This window comes from Pseudomonas sp. Z4-7, assembly GCF_051131965.1.
In the GTDB taxonomy this organism is placed as follows: domain Bacteria; phylum Pseudomonadota; class Gammaproteobacteria; order Pseudomonadales; family Pseudomonadaceae; genus Aquipseudomonas.
In genome coordinates this window covers 3,531,466-3,546,864 of record NZ_CP071642.1, presented here as the reverse complement: position 1 = coordinate 3,546,864, position 15,399 = coordinate 3,531,466, and the positions used below count along the sequence as shown (strand labels likewise).

Genomic DNA, 15,399 nt, shown 5'->3' with positions numbered 1-15,399 from the left:
TAACAACGCCGGGCCGCGACTGCCTCAAATCGTGGCGAGGGAGCTTGCTCCCGCTGGGCTGCGCAGCGGCCCCAATTGCCGCACACGGTGTATCAGGCAAACCGCGCCCGCCGGTCTACGACTGCTGCGCAGCCGAGCGGGAGCAAGCTCCCTCGCCACGGTGATGCGTTGTATTTGCCAGCGCGGATCGACTGTAGCGAATTTGATCCTGCAAATAACAGCGGCGGCGAAGCTGCGAAGATACACGGGTGCACACCCGCTTTCGTGGCGAGGGAGCTTGCTCCCGCTGGGCTGCGCAGCGGCCCCAATTGCTGCACACGGCATATCAGGCAAACCGGACCCGCCTGTCTACGACTGCTGCGCAGCCGAGCGGGAGCAAGCTCCCTCGCCACGGTGATGCGTTGTATTTGCCAGCGCGGATCGACTGTAGCGAATTTGATCCTGCAAATAACAGCGGCGGCGAAGCTGCGAAGATACACGGGTGCACACCCGCTTTCGTGGCGAGGGAGCTTGCTCCCGCTGGGCTGCGCAGCGGCCCCAATTGCTGCACACGGCATATCAGGCAAACCGGACCCGCCTGTCTACGACTGCTGCGCAGCCGAGCGGGAGCAAGCTCCCTCGCCACGGTGATGCGTTGTATTTGCCAGCGCGGATCGACTGTAGCGAATTTGATCCTGCAAATAACAGCGGCGGCGAAGCTGCGAAGATACACGGGTGCACACCCGCTTTCGTGGCGAGGGAGCTTGCTCCCGCTGGGCTGCGCAGCAGCCCCAATTGCTGCACACGGCATATCAGGCAAACCGGACCCGCCTGTCTACGACTGCTGCGCAGCCGAGCGGGAGCAAGCTCCCTCGCCACGGTGATGCGTTGTATTTGCCAGCGCGGATCGACTGTAGCGAATTTGATCCTGCAAATAACAGCGGCGGCGAAGCTGCGAAGATACACGGGTGCACACCCGCTCTCGTGGCGAGGGAGCTTGCTCCCGCTGGGCTGCGCAGCGGCCCCAATTGCTGCACACGGTGTATCAGGCAAACCGCGCCCGCCGGTCTACGACTGCTGCGCAGCCGAGCGGGAGCAAGCTCCCTCGCCACGCTACCCACTCAAACCACGTCGTCCACGATGATGTGCCGCTCATCCCTTGAACAGAGTTCGATCCGGGCCTGGACCCGATACACGTTGCGCAGCATCTGCTCGGTGATCACTTCTTCACTTCGACCGCAGCCTTGCAGGGTGCCCTCGGCGATGACCAGCACCTGGTCGGCAAAGCGCAACGCCTGGTTCAGGTCGTGAATGGCAATGAACACGATGATCGAATGTTGGCGGGCGAGGGCGCGCATGAAGCTCAGGACCTGGACCTGGCGGTGCATGTCCAGGGCGCTGGTGGGTTCGTCCATCAACAGGACTTCGGGCTCGCGCACCAGCGTCTGGGCGATCGACACCAGTTGTTGTTGCCCACCGCTCAGTTCACCGAGGTTGCGAAACGACAAATCACTGATGCCCAACGACGCGAGGATGCGGTCCACCACTTCCAGCTCATCAGCTTGTACTGTCCAGCCGGGCGCCTGCTGTTTGCGCGCGAGCAGCACCGATTCGTAGACCGTCAGCCGGGCGTTGGCGTTGAGGTTCTGCGGCATGTAGCAAATGCCCTGCTGGCCCCGGAGCGAGCCTTCCAGGCGAACATGGCCGGGGCCGTCGATGAGGCCGGCGATGCGTTTGAACAAGGTCGATTTTCCGGCCGCGTTGGGGCCCACCACCGCCACGACCTCGCCACCCGTGAGCAGCGGCGTAGTGATCCCGTCCAGTATCGACCGACGACCATAACGAGCGCCGACACCTTGCAGCTCGATCGTCACCATGACTGTTTCCTGCCGCCCAGAATGAGAGAAATGAAGAACGGCACGCCGATCAGCGACGTGACCACGCCGATCGGGAAGATCGCCCCGGGTATCAGGGTCTTGCTCACCACCGAACTGGCCGACAGGATCAGCGCGCCGGTCAGCAGCGAGGCCGGCAGGAAGAAACGCTGGTCTTCGCCGATCAGCATCCTGGCGATGTGCGGCCCCACCAGGCCGATGAAGCCGATGGTGCCGACAAATGCCACTGGAAACGCGGCCAGCAGGCTGACCATGACCAGGGTCTGCAAGCGCAATTTGCGCACGTTGATGCCGAAACTCGCGGCTTTTTCATCCCCCAGGCGCAGGGCGGTCATGGCCCAGGCGCGGCGGGCAAAAATCGGCAAGGTGACGAGGATTACCAGGCAGATCACGCCGAGTTTCGGCCAGGTGGCCTTGGTCAGGCTGCCCATGGTCCAGAACACCACGGCGGCCACGGCCTGCTCGGTGGCGAAGAACTGCACCAGCGCCAACAGCGCATTGAAGGTGAACACCAGGGCGATACCGAGCAGCACGATGGTTTCGCTGGTCATGCCCCGGCGCAGGCTCAAGACATGGATCAGCAGCGCCGAGAGCATCGCCATGATAAAGGCATTGAGCGGCACCATGTATTGGGCGATCACCGGCACCAGGGCCACGCCGAATGCCAAGCCCAGGGCCGCGCCGAAACTGGCAGCCGCCGAGATGCCCAAGGTGAATGGGCTCGCCAGCGGGTTGTTGAGGATGGTCTGCATCTGCGCGCCGGCCAGGGACAACGCGGCGCCCACGGCCACGGCCATCAGCGCCACCGGCAGGCGAATATCCCACATCACCACCCGCACCTGGGGCGCCGCGGCATCGGGAGAGAACAGCGCGCCCAGCACTTCATCCAGGCTGTAGCTGGCCGGGCCGAGCGCCAGGTCGAGCAGCACGCTGAACAGCAGCAACAGGGCCAGGCCGAGCAGGATCAAGCGTTTGCGCCAGACCTGCTCGCGGTAAATCGTGCCCAGGGCGATCCCCTCGATACGGCCATTCATGGTTGGGCCTGCGCGGGCTTGAGGCTGACGAAATAGCCTGGCTCATAGGGCACAGGCAAGAAGCGCTGGTGGAACTCGCGAAACGTCGCGTCGGGGTCCAGGTCGGTGAACAGCTCCGGATGGAACCACTTGGCCAGTTGCTGGATGGCGATGAACTGGTAGGGGCTGTTGTAGAACTGGTGCCAGATGGCATGAAAGCCCTGGGTTTGCTGAGCCTTGATCCCGGCATAGGCCGGGCGGGCGGTGTACCACTGCAATTTGCGCCGCGCCTCGGCCAGATCGGCACCGGGCCCGACACCGACCCAGTGCCCGCCCGGCGCAAAGGCCTCCCAGTTGGCGCTGGTGACCACCACCTGTTCCGGGTTGGCGACGATCACCTGTTCCGCGTTCAACTGGCCAAAGGTGTTGGGAATGATTGCGCTGGCAATGTTGCGGCCCCCGGCCAGCTCGACGAAACGGCCGAAATTTTCGTTGCCGAAACTCAGGCAGCAATCGTCGGTGTAGCCACCGATGCGTTCGATGAACACTTTCGGGCGGGGCGGCTGGCGGGCCTGGATCACATCGGTGACGCGACGGATCTGCTGGTTGCGAAAGGCGATGAACGCCTCGGCGCGTGCCTCTTCGCCGAACAGCTGGCCAAACAGGCGCATGGTCGGTTCGGTGTTCTGCATCGGGTTGTTGCGAAAGTCGACGTAGACCACCGGAATGCCCAGCGCATCGAGTTTCTCGATGTAGCGTGCGTCTTCGGTGGCGTGCTGGGCCTCGATGTTGAGGACGATCACGTCCGGTTGCTGGCTGATCGCTTGCTCGATGTCGAAGGTGCCGTCTTCGAAACCGCCGAAGGTCGGAATCCGGGCAATTGCCGGATACCGCCGCAGGTAGGCGCCGTAGGTGTCCGGGTCGGACTGGATCAGGTCCTTGCGCCAGCCGACGATGCGGCGGATCGGGTTGTCGGTGTCGAGTGCCGCGACGAGGTACAACTGGCGACCTTCGCCGAGGATGACCCGTTGCACCGGAATGCGCACCTGGACCTGGCGGCCGAGCAAGTCGGTGACGGTGGTTGTGGTGACAGGCGAGGTGCCTGAAAAACACAGGCCGCTCAGCAACAGGGCGGCAGCACCCAGCAGCCAGGCGGTGAGCGATGAGCGCGTCAGAAGTGGAATCTGCATGGTTGGAACCTTGTCAGGGATCGCCCCGCCAGCGGTGCACGCGCTGTTCGGGGCGAGGCGCAATCAGAAGTCGACCGTCGCTGAAAGCAACAGGGTGCGTGGCGCGCCTTGGGAGAACGCGCCGTAGGAGGCCACGCCGGACCAGTATTCGCGGTCGAATACGTTCTGCACCGTGGCGCGCAGCGTGGTCGGCCGGCCATCGAGTACCGTGCTGTAGCGGGCGCCGGCATCAAAGCGTGTCCACGGATCGAGCTCTTGGGTATTGGCCTGGTTGACGTATTGGCTGCCGGTGTAGATCGCTCCACTGGTCAACGTCAGGCCCTGGACCCAGGGGGTGTCCCATTCGGCCCAGAGGTTGGCCTGCACTTCGGGCACGCCCACCGGTTTGTTGCCGCGATTGGCGGCGGTCCCGCTTTTGGTGAGTTCGCCGTCGAGCAAGGTGACGCCACCGAGCAGGCGCGTACCCTCGCGCAGTTCGCCGAACATGTTCAGTTCGATGCCGCGGTTGCGCTGCTCGCCCTGGACCGAATACACGCCACCGGCCGTGCCGTTGGTCAATTCGCCGGCGGGCTTCTTGATCTGGAACAGCGCCAGGGTCGAGGTGAACGTGCCGTAGTCGACCTTGACCCCGACCTCCTGCTGGCGAGAGATGTAGGGCTTGAAGATTTCGCCCGAGTTGCTCGCAGTGGCCGGCGCGGTGTCGCCCTTGCTCAGGCCTTCGATGTAGTTGTAGTAGAACGACACATGTTCCCAGGGCTTGACCACCGCGCCGAACAAAGGCGTGGTTTCGCTTTCGTCATAGGCGCTGGTGACATTCCCGAGAGTGTTGTAGTTGTTTGATTTAATGCTCTGCTTGCGCAGGCCAAGCGTTACCTGGACCCGTTCATCGAGGATCGACAAGGTATCGGCCAGGGCCACGCCGGACAGTTCGGTATCCGAGACCTTCGCCACATCGGGCGACGCGATGGACGGTTTGTCGCGCGCCACCGGGTGATAGATATTCGAAAAGACCGGGGCGCCAGAATTGATTCCTCGGCGCAATTCATCGCGATAGCGGCTGGCCTGCAAGGTGGCGCTGTGGCTGACCGGACCGGTTTCGAAGCGGGCACGGGCACCGGCATCGACCGTGTAGCGCTCTACCTCGAACTTGTAGTAGCCCGGTATCGAGCGGGTGTCGCCGGCGCTGTTGAGAATCGTCGGGGTCTGGTCCGACAGTCGTGCCACATCGGACCTGCCGCCCCCGGCGTGGCCGAATACCGTCAGGTTGTCGCTCAGGTCATATTCACCACTGAGCAGCGCCGACTTGTCGCGGGTTTCGGACCAGCCCCATTCCTGGGTCACGTTGCTGCGCCCGTTGGCCGCCGAAGGCACCTCGACACCGCTGGCGATGGCAAACGGCCGGGAGGGTGCGTCCCACTGTTCTTCCTGGCTGATCAGGTCCAGGCTGGTCCTGAACCGGTCGCCCTGGTAATCCAGGGAGATCGCACCGATGCCGACATCCCGGGACTGCTTGTCGATCGCGGTGTCGCCACCCTGCAGGCTGCCGTTGATGCGCACACCGAAGCGGCGTTCCTCGCCGAAGCGGCGGCTGATGTCGACATGCCCGCCTGCCTGGGTGTCCATGGCGTAGCTGGCGGTAACGCGAGTCAGGTCCTGGTCCAGCGAGCGCTTGGGCACGATGTTGATCACGCCACCGACGCCGCTGTTGGGCGACATGCCGTACAGCAGCGCAGCCGGGCCCTTGATGACCTCGATGCGCTCGGCGTATTCAGTGAACACCCGGTAGTTGGGTGCCACGCCGTACACACCGTCGAACGCCAGCTCACCCAGGTTGCCTTCGCCCACCGGGAAACCGCGAATGAAGAACGAATCGACGATGCCGCCGGTCTGGCCGGTAGAGCGCACCGAGGAGTCGCGCTCCAGCACGTCGGCGGCGGTCACGGCCTGCTGGTCCTTCATCAGGGTCGAGGTGTAGTTGCTGACGCTGAATGGCGTGTCCATCAGGTCCTTGTTACCCAGCAGGCCAACCCGGCCGCCACGGGCCACCTGGCCACCGCTGTAGGTCGCCGGCAAATCCCCGGGGCGCACCTCGGCGGCATTGATGGTGGTTGGCGCCAGGGCCAGCCCCCCGTCGCCGGCGGATTTTTCCAGGGTGTAGCTGCCATCGTCGCGGGCGACCAGTTCCAGGCCGCTGCCGGCCAACAATCGGGTAAATGCTTCACGCGCGGTGAACTGCCCTGAAAGGCCCGGGCTGTTCAAGCCTTGGGTCAGGGAGGGTTCAAACGATAATGCGATGCCGGCCTGCACGGCGAACGCCGACAACGTGGCACCCAAGGGACCTGGCTGGATGTTGTAGGACTGGCTGGCAACGTTGTCCAGCGGCGCGTCCGGTGCCGCCCAGGTGCACGGGCTCAAGGTGGAAAGTGCAACGCTGAGCATGGCACTGCGAATCGCCAGATTCAGCTTGCAATCCGAACGCAGGGGGCGGGCAACGGGCATGGCGGGATGATCCTGTGCAGAGGGTTTGCTCTCTAAGCCAGCCAGGATTGAAAAAAGTATCAGCCCCGCCCGATTATTTTTTCAGGGCTCAAGCCGGCGCCAGCATGACCCAGTAATCGCCCAGGCGGGATGTGACGCGGATGGGGTAGGTTCGGGCGAGCATGTTCAGGGTCTGCCGGCTGTCGTTCAGGGGAAAGGCGCCGGATATCCGTAGGTTGGCGATCGCCGGGTCGCAACGCAGGACGCCGTTGCGATAACGGCTCAGTTCGTTGACGAAATCCGCCAGGCGCATGTTGTCCGCCATCAGCATGCCCTGAGTCCAGGCCAGCACCGACTTGTCGACAGGTTTCAGGGCGTCGATGCCCCGGGCGGTAAAACCGCTGCTCTGGCCAGCCCCGACCACTTGCTCGCCGATGCCCTTGACCTCGATGCGCACCGCGCCTTCCAGCACGACGAGGCGAGTATGGCCGGTGTCTTCGCGAACGCTGAAGCGCGTCCCGAGCGCCTGCATCCGGCCTTCGTCGGTCTGCACCCGGAACGGTCGGGCGAGCGCTGATGGGTCTGCTGCGGTCTGGACCAGTATTTCGCCTCGGCGCAACAGCAGCAGGCGCTGGTGTTCGTCGAAAAACACATCGATTGCGGTGTCGGTGTTCAACGTCAGGCGGGTGCCGTCGGTCAGGGTCAGGTCGCGCCGCTCGCCCACCGGAGCGCGGTAATCGGCGGTCCACTGTTGCCAGTCGTTGAGCTTCCAGCTGCCCCAGGCCAATGGCGCCAGGGCGAGCAGGGCGGCCAGCTTGCCCATGGCGGCACGCCGCGCCGGATTGCTCGGGCGGTCCAGCGCCGGCATCGCCAGCGCGGGCGGCAAGCCTTGCAGCTTGCTCAGCAGCAGTTCGGCCCGCGCCCAGGCCTGGCGGTGGGCCGGGCTGCTGGTACGCCAGCGTTCCCACTCCAGGCGTTCGGCGTCGTTGACGCTGCCTTCGCTCAGGCGCATCAGCCAATCGGCGGCTTCGTTGAGAATGGCCGGGTCGAGGGCGTGGCGGTCATGGGCGGACATTCAGTCCACCAGCATCAGGCAGTGCAGGAAAGCCTGTTTCATGTAGCGCTTGACGGTGATCAGCGAAACGCCGAGTTGCGTGGCGATGTCGTCATATTTCAGGCCGTTGATCTGCGACAGCAGGAACGCACGCTTTACCAAGGGTGGCAGGGTGTCGAGCATGGCGTCGATTTCATGCAGTGTCTCGAGCACCAGCAAGCGTCGTTCGGGTGATGGCGCTTCGGGCTCGGGCAATGTCGCCAGTGCCTGGAGGTAGGCGCGTTCGAGTGCCTTGCGCTGGAACCAGTTGACCAGGATGCCCCCGGCGACGCAGCTCAGGTACGCACGCGGTTCCTCGATCACCGCCACCTTCGAGGCGAGGATGCGAATGAACGTGTCATGGGCCAGGTCGGCGGCGTCCAGCGCATTGCCCAGTTTTCGATAAAGCCTGGCGTACAACCAGCCATGGTGTCCGCTGTAGAGGTCTGCGACGGTGCGCAGGTGACAATCGTTGACCGCTGACCCTGGATCGCTCATGGCTGTTGTATTTTTTTGATAGTGAGAATTATTCCCAATAGTAGTGGAGGCGCTCAGTGCCGCGCAAGGTTGATAGACGGGCATTTTCGGTTTGTGTCGCTATTCGCCAGCCCTGTCGGCGATTCCGAGTGGTTTGTGGCGCAGTAGCATCAAGGGCACCAGTGCGATTGCGTAGGCGAGGCCGACATAAAGGAAAATGTGCTCCAGGCCATACACCTGGCTGAGCAATGCGCCAAGGGAGATGCCAATGATCGATGCCGTCTGTGAAACGCCCTGGGCCAACCCCAGCACCTGGCCTTGGCGACTGTTGTCGACACTTCTGGAGATAAGCGCCGTCAGCACTGGCGTGGTTGCGCCCAACAGCAGGCCCCAGATGAAATAGGCGAGGGCGAAGACGACCGGCTGGCGCGTCAGGCCGGCCACGGCGGTGACGATGACCAGGCCGAGGACAATGCTCGCCATGGCCTGCAGCGTTTGCGCCGGATTGCGCCGTTCGAAGTAGCGCGACCAGGACGTCGCACAAAGAATGAAGCCCAGGGCTAGCAAGCCGTAGCAAAGCCCGACCATGGCATTGCTGACCTCGAAGGTCGTCCCCACGTACAAGGAAAACGAAGTCTGTGGCAGCATTCGCGCCAGCAGCAGCAGGCCCATGATGCCCAGCAGCCAATTGATCGCCGGGTCGAACAGCCTGGGCGGCAGGGGAGGCTTGCCTGCCAGCGGTGCTTTTTTTACTGGTGCCACGTTGGGCAACGCCAGCGCCGCGACAACGGTACATACGGCGCAGAGGCCCGAGGCCACGATGTTGATCCAGAAAAACGTCGCATGATCGAGAATCAGCCCGCCGACCACCGCCCCGAGCAACGAACCGACGTTCGTGGAAATCTGCAGGAGCGCAAACAGCCTGGCCCGCCGCGACGGTGCCTCGATGCTCACCCCATAGGCCTGGGCCGGGGCGATATAACCGGCAAAGGCGCCTTGCAGGAAACGCAGGACCAGGATCGTCCAGATATCGCTGCTCAATGCCAGCCCGAGCTGGGTCAACGAGAGCCCCGCCAGCGCGCGAATCATCATCAGCTTGTGGCCGTAACGATCACCGATCCGGCCCCAGAAGGCACTGGTCAGGATGATACCCAGCATCGGGCCGACGTACACCGCCGTGCTGGCAAAGCTGAACAGCGCGTCGTTGGTGGTCAGCTGGCGCAAATGCACAGGCCAGAACGGCCCGCTCATTTCCATCGCGCCCATGGAAACCAGCTGGATGGAGAACAGCAGGAAGACGAGCAGGCGGACACTTGAAGCCTGGGGGAGACCTATACGGGGCATGGAAACATTCGCAGGGCGACAAAGCTGTGTCTTATCCACCAGTGCGTCGATCCGGGCAAGGGGAAAATGCGCCGACAATCAATCCCGCCGCTGGCGCGCACTCGCTCTCGTGGCGAGGGAGCTTGCTCCCGCTGGGCTGCGCAGCGGCCCCAGATGGCCCGACACGGTGCATCAGGCAAACCGCGCCCGCCGATCTACGACTGCTGCGCAGCCGAGCGGGAGCAAGCTCCCTCGCCACGAGCTTCACTCCGGCCGAAATACCGCCCGCAGACAATCCTGGCGTTTTTCCTTGAACATCCCATAGCCTTCCACCGACTGCTCAAGCCCCATGGGATGGGTCAGCAGGTAGGAGGGGTCCAGCTCGCCGTTCTGAATGTGTTCGAACAAGCGCTTCACGTAGCGCTGCCCCGGTTGCTGGCCAGAACGCAGGGTCAGGGATTTGTTGACGATCGCGCCCATCGGGAATTTGTCCAGCAGGCCGCCATAGACCCCGACCACCGACACCGTCCCGCCTTTGCGGCAGGCGCGGATCGACTGGCGCAGCACCGTTCCGCGCTCGGTGTGCAGGCGCAGCATCTGCTTGGTCTTGTCGTAGAAATAATCGACCTCGGTGCCGTGGGCCTCCATGCCAACGCAATCGATGCAGCGATCCGGCCCACGACCGCCGGTCAGCTCCAGCAAGGCGGCATGCACATCGGTGGTCTCGTAGTTGAGGGCGATGGCCCCGGCTTTTTCCTCGGCCAGGCGCAATCGATCGGCAAAGCGGTCGATGGCGATCACCCGTTCGGCGCCCAGCAGGTAGGCGCTGGTGATCGCCATCAGCCCGACGCCGCCGCAGCCCCAGACGGCTACCGTATCGCCGCGCTGAATGTCGGCGTTGTCGGCGGCGAAATAGCCGGTAGGCACTGCGTCGGAGACAAACACTGCCTGCTCATCGCTGACGCCTTCGGGAATGCTGAATAGATTGACGTCGGCGTAGGGCACGCGGATATAGGTCGCATGGCTGCCGGCATAACCACCGAAGGCATGGCTGTAGCCGATGATGCCGCACGCCGGTTGGCCGTAGGCAATGTCTGTCGCCGTGGGGTTCGGGTTGGAATTGTCACAGCAGGAAAAGTCCGAGCGCTGACAGTGCTCGCATTCTCCACAGCCGACAATCGACACCGTGACAACCCGGTCGCCCTTTTTGAATTGCGTGACGGCCGAGCCGGTCTCCACTACCTCGCCCATGAACTCGTGACCAATGATGTCACCGGCCTGCATGGTCGGTACGTAACCGCCCAGCAAGTGCAAATCCGAGCCGCACACCGAGGACAGGATCACCCGCACGATGGCGTCACGAGGGTTGAGGATGGAGGGGTCGGCGACCGTCTCGACCTGAAGCTTGTTGGGGCCTTGCCAAGTCAATGCGCGCATCAGACGGTTCCTCCGTTGAGTTCGGATTTTGCAGTGGATGAGTCATTGGCGGGTGCCTGAGTCGCGCGTGTGGCAGGGTGCACGAAGAGGAAATCCTGCGTCTGTTCCGGGCGCATCCTGTTCGTGCTGACTTCTCCGGTTTCAAGCTGCTGCTTGATGCTGCGCAGCACATTCAACAAGGCTTTGTCCGAGAACCGGGAAATCGCCGCCGCCAGCGCGTAGCCAGCCGCGCCGAGCGGCGTCTGGCAAGCGACAATGACTTTGATCTGCGTACCGCGCCCGCCCGGGGCATCGCTGAAATGCATCTGGATATCGTGCTTGAATCGTGTGTCCGGCCCGGCGATCCAGTGCAGCTTGCGGTCTTCCTTGGGCTCGCACTGTTCGAGGTCGCAGTGCAACGTCTTGTCCATCGGGCCATGGGCGACCCAGCGATAAGTGCGTTCGCCGGTCTGCTCGATGGCGTCGATCCAAGGCATCAGCGCACCCAGATTGGCGGGGTCGCGACAGAACGCGAACACTTCCTCCCTGGGCTTGCCAACCGTGATGCTGCGGGAAATCACCTTGCTGCCGCCCCAGTCACGATCCTGTTCGAAGGTCTGCTCGAACGGACTATGCGTCAGCGCCCGTTTTACCCGGCACGTGCCGGAATAGGCACGCCAGGCAGCACACGCGCCAAGCAATACCTGAGGCCAGCCCTTGAGGCCGCCTTGGCGCAGGCCGTTGGCGATCAACAATGAACCGGCCGCCAGCGACATCAGCCGCTCCGGCTTGCCGAGATTGGGATGCGAAGGCGTCGGCACCGGAGCCCGGCTCGCCACCAGTTGTGGGCGTTCAGTCATGATGGTTCTCCTTTACTGATTCAAGGACGACATAACGAATGAACCGAGGGTGAAGGAGGTTGTTCCGTTTAAATCGATGGTTTCCCGATGAGCAGGAGACAAGGGTCCAGCTCGTTGCGCTACCCCGTGGAAAAGCCGCTTTGGCCTGGCCGTCAGGTAATTTTTTTTTGAAATCAAGGGGTTGTCAGCCTGGGCAAATGAGTACATAATTGCGCCCATCGAATGCATCGGAGCGTAAAAAACTTCAATGTTTTCAAGGAGATAGCGCGCTGTAAGCGAACTGGGCTCCGATACAGTTTGTATGCGGTTGATGTGGTTGTAGTGCATCAGGCGTCTTGAGGCCGAATAGCAAAATGGTTATGCAGTGGATTGCAAATCCACCTACGCCGGTTCGATTCCGACTTCGGCCTCCACTTTTTAAAAGCTCTGTAGATTATTGATCTACAGAGCTTTTTTATTTCCAGGCAAGGAAAGGTTTTGTCTTGAAAAGGCCGATGCCAACCTTGCTTCACAGGGGAGGGATGTATATATTTCCCGCTCTGTTGCACCAGCCTTGATCCTGTCAGATGCACATTTGACAGTTCCACACGGCTTGACCGCGCTACCGCCCGAATGGCGAAACTGGTAGACGCATGGGACTTAAAATCCCCCGCTCGTAAGGGCGTGCCGGTTCGATTCCGGCTTCGGGCACCATTCAAGATCAAGGGTTTGTGAGCGAAAGCTGAGGCAAGCCCTTTTTCGTTTCCGGGAACTGTAAAAAGCAGCCCGGCTGATCAGCCATGGCTGTTCACCACAGACCCGTGGCGAGGGAGCTTGCTCCCGCTGGGTCGCGAAGCGGCCCCAAAACCTGCTGAACACCGAGCATCAGACACACCGCATCCGCTGGTTTACGACTGCTTCGCAGCCGAGCGGGAGCAAGCTCCCTCGCCACGGGTTTGTCGTTTCTCTTAAGTGAGCAGCACCAGGGCCACCAGCCGTTTTTGGTCCGCTCGTCGACGCCATAGCACCTCCCGCCCGAGCAAACCCTCTCAAAGGTATGCGCAGATCCTGCGCTCTATACGGGAGAACATCATGGTAATCGACAACAACGGTCCAGAAGCGCCATACCCGGGACCTGATGAAAAAACGCCTGAGACTGGCGAAGGTCATGATTCTGGCCTTGAACAGGCTGAATCCGAGCCAAAGCAGGGCACTGGCGAGAGGCCGGAAGACTGGAATCCACCGCCGGGAAACCCCGGTTCCGATCAGGACGCCCAGACGAACCGCCAGAATGGCGGGGCGAAGTAGTTTGCAAAGGGCTTCACAAAACCCGGCCGCTGTGCCGGGTTTTTACAACCTGCGCCGAAACGCCTCGAGAATTTCCCGCATGCCCTTTTTCATCTGCAATTGGGCGAGGGCATCCAAGGGGTGCCACAGGCAGTCGCTGATTTCATTCTGCGGCCTGGCGCCCTTCGAGTCGTTGACCGAAGCCTCAAAGACGTGGTGTTCGGTGTCGCCATCGCTGACCCGCATCAGGTAGAGCAGGTTTTCGGCGCTCAGTCCGGTTTCTTCCGCCAGTTCTCTCAGGGCAGCATCGGCATGCGTCTCGCCACGCTCGACGGTGCCGCCAGGCAAGGCCCAGCGGCTTTTGGGCTTACGGACTAGGAGGATGTGGCGGTTTTCTTCGCAAATGACGGTCGCTCGTATCTTCATAAACGTTGCCCAATTACTGACTGTCATTAAATTGCAATATAACTGCAATATTTGAGCCTTGCGCCATCCGCACGTTCAAAAAAGTATTTCGGCTCATACCGCTGGGACCGTGGGCAGCCATGAAAGGCTGCGTTTATTTCACCAATGGCTATCGGTGTTGCGCGGCATCGACCGGTCATCGCAAAAAATGAATCAGCGCCGGAAAAACGTATCAATGTTGGGTGGACGATCCGGTCCCGGTAATGGGGGAGCGAGAAGAGATGACCACCGTTGAAGACTTCAAAATCAAATCCCACGAACTTTTAGTCGAGCTCGACACAGCGACCTCAGAAATGATGGCGCTGATCTGTGTCCATCAAATGTCCGGGACTGCCTGGGATGAGGCCGTCCGGCGCCAACATGAGGCCTATGAGCAATGGGTCGCCTATCTGAATGAACGCTCGTAGCTGCATCGCCTCTCTCCGCAGGTAACAGGCAGATTCTTTGAACGGTCCCGCAGCGGTCATGCCTAATCCATAGACTGACAAGAGGATAAGGCCATGTCTGAACTAGCCAGTTATTTCTGGATCGCGGTTGCGGTAATCGTGTTGCTATTGGATCTGTGGGCGATCGTCAGCGTCTTTCGCAGCGACAAATCGGCCGGGACCAAGGCAGGCTGGGCACTGCTGCTGGTCATCCTGCCGGTGCTGGGCTTGATTATCTGGGGTGTGGCCGGGCCGCGAGGCATGAAGAATCCGCCTTCGTCGCCCGAGCACAGCAAGGGCTGACATCGGGACATGCGGGCCACCCCGGTCAATGGTTTTTCCATTCGCCGCCGGTGGTTTCGCAGTCCTTTTTCGCTTGCTGAAGCTGTTCTGCGCCGTAGTAGTACCGGGTGACCTGGGCATTGTCCGGAAGATTCGCCGAGCTGCCACTGCGGTCCTTGCTGGTGGAACGTGGATTGGCCAGGGCCTCCTGGGTCAGCCTCGCCTGGCAGGTGGCTACATAACCCTCGGCGCAGCGTTCGACGGGTTTCTTCTCGGTGCTGAGCGTGCCCTTGCTTTCGTTACTGCACGACCAGCCGATGGCTTCGGCAGGAACACCCTTGTACTCATAACAACTGCGGGTTTCGATTTCCGGCACCGCTTGGCTCTGGGACCGGGTGGTGACTTCACAACCTTGCGCCAGGACAGTCGCAGGGCTGGCGCAGGCGATCAGAAGCAGGACCTTGGCATTCATGATGTTCTCCCTTTCAAGACGATTTTGCACCGATACCTAACGATATCGAGGCGCAAAAGACGTGCTCGTTCCATTGGTTTTGCAACCGTGGAACAGGGGAGGCCTGCCTGGGGCGATGGCTAACGGAACTTCGGCAGTGGCGGTTCCGCGGGCTTCAATGAGGACAGCGCGCTCTGGATGGTGGGGGCGTCCTTCTCGATATCATTGAGTCGGTCGCGGATTCTTACGGCGGCGGGGTGCCCGCCCTGGTGGTCGACCCAGTCGGCAATTTCCTTGCAGGCGGCTGTCAGCCGCGCCTGGCGCGATTCCAATAAGGTCAGCAGGGTGGTGATGGACTCTTTTTCAGACATGTCACACCTCCGTTAAAGGTCAGGATGGGGCAGCACAAAATCCGCCAGTGACGGCGGGCCATGCTGCAGTAAAGCGTAGTTGAGATATTTCTGATCGGACGATATCCGGCGCACGACTGGACAATCGGTACGCCGGACGTGTTCATGTCTGTTTCAGCCTGACTCCCTGACCCATGACGGCGCGACGGAAGCTCGCCAGCGCACATCGGTAATGCCATATTTTTCTGCCATGGGTTTGGAGACCCGCTTGACCTTTTCCCTGCCGAATTTGGGTATACGTCCGACACCCGCATCGCAACTGGCCCAGTGCCAAGCTTCGGAGTTATTCATCACTTCTGCACGAATGATGAAAGACTTGGGCTCGCCATGGAGCACGTAGTCGATGATGTAAAGCGATGGACCGCCCATAAATCCT

The 15,399-nt window shown here is 61.7% G+C and carries 17 protein-coding genes and 2 tRNA genes; 5 read left to right on the top strand and 14 right to left on the bottom strand.

Annotated elements, in window-relative coordinates; genetic code table 11:
- Window positions 1-1,100: 1,100 nt before the first annotated feature.
- The 10 genes from J3P91_RS15910 to J3P91_RS15865 all read right to left on the bottom strand — a co-directional run bounded on the left by J3P91_RS15910 (window position 1,101) and on the right by J3P91_RS15865 (window position 12,051).
- Window positions 1,101-1,856: an ABC transporter ATP-binding protein gene (locus tag J3P91_RS15910; RefSeq protein WP_434601010.1), complete on the bottom strand. Its 756-nt coding sequence runs from the start codon at window positions 1,854-1,856 to the stop codon at window positions 1,101-1,103.
- Window positions 1,850-2,908, bottom strand: a complete 1,059-nt coding sequence (locus J3P91_RS15905; protein ID WP_434601009.1) for a FecCD family ABC transporter permease — start codon at window positions 2,906-2,908, stop codon at window positions 1,850-1,852. Before J3P91_RS15905 ends, J3P91_RS15910 begins: the two co-directional genes overlap by 7 nt.
- Window positions 2,905-4,077: an ABC transporter substrate-binding protein gene (locus tag J3P91_RS15900; RefSeq protein WP_434601007.1), complete on the bottom strand. Its 1,173-nt coding sequence runs from the start codon at window positions 4,075-4,077 to the stop codon at window positions 2,905-2,907. The genes J3P91_RS15905 and J3P91_RS15900 overlap by 4 nt, the downstream gene beginning before the upstream one ends.
- Before the next feature lie 63 nt (window positions 4,078-4,140).
- Window positions 4,141-6,576, bottom strand: a complete 2,436-nt coding sequence (locus J3P91_RS15895) for a TonB-dependent siderophore receptor (RefSeq protein WP_434601006.1) — start codon at window positions 6,574-6,576, stop codon at window positions 4,141-4,143.
- 88 nt (window positions 6,577-6,664) lie between these two features.
- Window positions 6,665-7,630 (bottom strand): FecR domain-containing protein, encoded by a 966-nt coding sequence (locus J3P91_RS15890; RefSeq protein WP_434601004.1) that lies wholly within the window; start codon window positions 7,628-7,630, stop codon window positions 6,665-6,667.
- The gene (locus J3P91_RS15885) at window positions 7,631-8,146 is read right to left on the bottom strand and encodes a sigma-70 family RNA polymerase sigma factor (protein WP_305500585.1); all 516 of its coding nucleotides are present in this window, start codon (window positions 8,144-8,146) and stop codon (window positions 7,631-7,633) included. It lies immediately after the preceding gene.
- A 99-nt stretch (window positions 8,147-8,245) separates the two neighbouring features.
- Window positions 8,246-9,469 carry an MFS transporter gene (locus J3P91_RS15880; protein ID WP_434601003.1) on the bottom strand — a complete coding sequence of 408 codons (1,224 nt, stop codon included), beginning with the start codon at window positions 9,467-9,469 and terminating at the stop codon, window positions 8,246-8,248.
- 243 nt (window positions 9,470-9,712) lie between these two features.
- Window positions 9,713-10,885 (bottom strand): zinc-dependent alcohol dehydrogenase, encoded by a 1,173-nt coding sequence (locus J3P91_RS15875; RefSeq protein WP_434601002.1) that lies wholly within the window; start codon window positions 10,883-10,885, stop codon window positions 9,713-9,715.
- Window positions 10,885-11,724, bottom strand: a complete 840-nt coding sequence (locus J3P91_RS15870) for an SRPBCC family protein (protein WP_434573758.1) — start codon at window positions 11,722-11,724, stop codon at window positions 10,885-10,887. Before J3P91_RS15870 ends, J3P91_RS15875 begins: the two co-directional genes overlap by 1 nt.
- 12 nt (window positions 11,725-11,736) lie before the next feature.
- Window positions 11,737-12,051, bottom strand: coding sequence for a hypothetical protein (locus J3P91_RS15865; protein ID WP_434601001.1), 315 nt, complete (start codon window positions 12,049-12,051; stop codon window positions 11,737-11,739).
- A 12-nt stretch (window positions 12,052-12,063) separates the two neighbouring features.
- On the opposite strand from J3P91_RS15865, the gene J3P91_RS15860 reads away from it, so the two are divergent.
- The 3 genes from J3P91_RS15860 (at window position 12,064) to J3P91_RS15850 (ending at window position 13,011) form a co-directional block, all read left to right on the top strand.
- Window positions 12,064-12,137: transfer RNA gene (locus tag J3P91_RS15860), tRNA-Cys, on the top strand.
- A gap of 193 nt (window positions 12,138-12,330) precedes the next feature.
- Window positions 12,331-12,417: transfer RNA gene (locus J3P91_RS15855), tRNA-Leu, on the top strand.
- Window positions 12,418-12,795: 378 nt separating this feature from the next.
- Complete coding sequence (locus tag J3P91_RS15850) at window positions 12,796-13,011, top strand: hypothetical protein (RefSeq protein ID WP_305500591.1); 216 nt, start codon at window positions 12,796-12,798, stop codon at window positions 13,009-13,011.
- Window positions 13,012-13,053: 42 nt separating this feature from the next.
- On the opposite strand, the gene J3P91_RS15845 is transcribed toward J3P91_RS15850, so the two are convergent.
- Window positions 13,054-13,416: an NUDIX hydrolase gene (locus J3P91_RS15845; RefSeq protein ID WP_434573765.1), complete on the bottom strand. Its 363-nt coding sequence runs from the start codon at window positions 13,414-13,416 to the stop codon at window positions 13,054-13,056.
- A gap of 260 nt (window positions 13,417-13,676) precedes the next feature.
- Between J3P91_RS15845 and J3P91_RS15840 the strand changes: the two genes are divergently transcribed.
- Together J3P91_RS15840 and J3P91_RS15835 are read left to right on the top strand one after the other, a co-directional pair.
- Complete coding sequence (locus tag J3P91_RS15840; RefSeq protein WP_305500594.1) at window positions 13,677-13,862, top strand: hypothetical protein; 186 nt, start codon at window positions 13,677-13,679, stop codon at window positions 13,860-13,862.
- Window positions 13,863-13,955: 93 nt separating this feature from the next.
- The gene (locus tag J3P91_RS15835; protein WP_434601000.1) at window positions 13,956-14,183 is read left to right on the top strand and encodes a PLD nuclease N-terminal domain-containing protein; all 228 of its coding nucleotides are present in this window, start codon (window positions 13,956-13,958) and stop codon (window positions 14,181-14,183) included.
- Window positions 14,184-14,208: 25 nt separating this feature from the next.
- On the opposite strand, the gene J3P91_RS15830 is transcribed toward J3P91_RS15835, so the two are convergent.
- The 3 genes from J3P91_RS15830 to J3P91_RS15820 all read right to left on the bottom strand — a co-directional run bounded on the left by J3P91_RS15830 (window position 14,209) and on the right by J3P91_RS15820 (window position 15,392).
- A complete protein-coding gene (locus J3P91_RS15830; RefSeq protein ID WP_434600999.1) occupies window positions 14,209-14,634 on the bottom strand; it encodes a hypothetical protein in 426 nt (141 codons plus the stop codon).
- A 119-nt stretch (window positions 14,635-14,753) separates the two neighbouring features.
- The gene (locus J3P91_RS15825) at window positions 14,754-14,984 is read right to left on the bottom strand and encodes a hypothetical protein (RefSeq protein WP_305500600.1); all 231 of its coding nucleotides are present in this window, start codon (window positions 14,982-14,984) and stop codon (window positions 14,754-14,756) included.
- Between the two features lie 153 nt (window positions 14,985-15,137).
- Window positions 15,138-15,392 (bottom strand): DUF6555 family protein, encoded by a 255-nt coding sequence (locus J3P91_RS15820; RefSeq protein WP_305500602.1) that lies wholly within the window; start codon window positions 15,390-15,392, stop codon window positions 15,138-15,140.
- Window positions 15,393-15,399 lie beyond the last annotated feature (7 nt).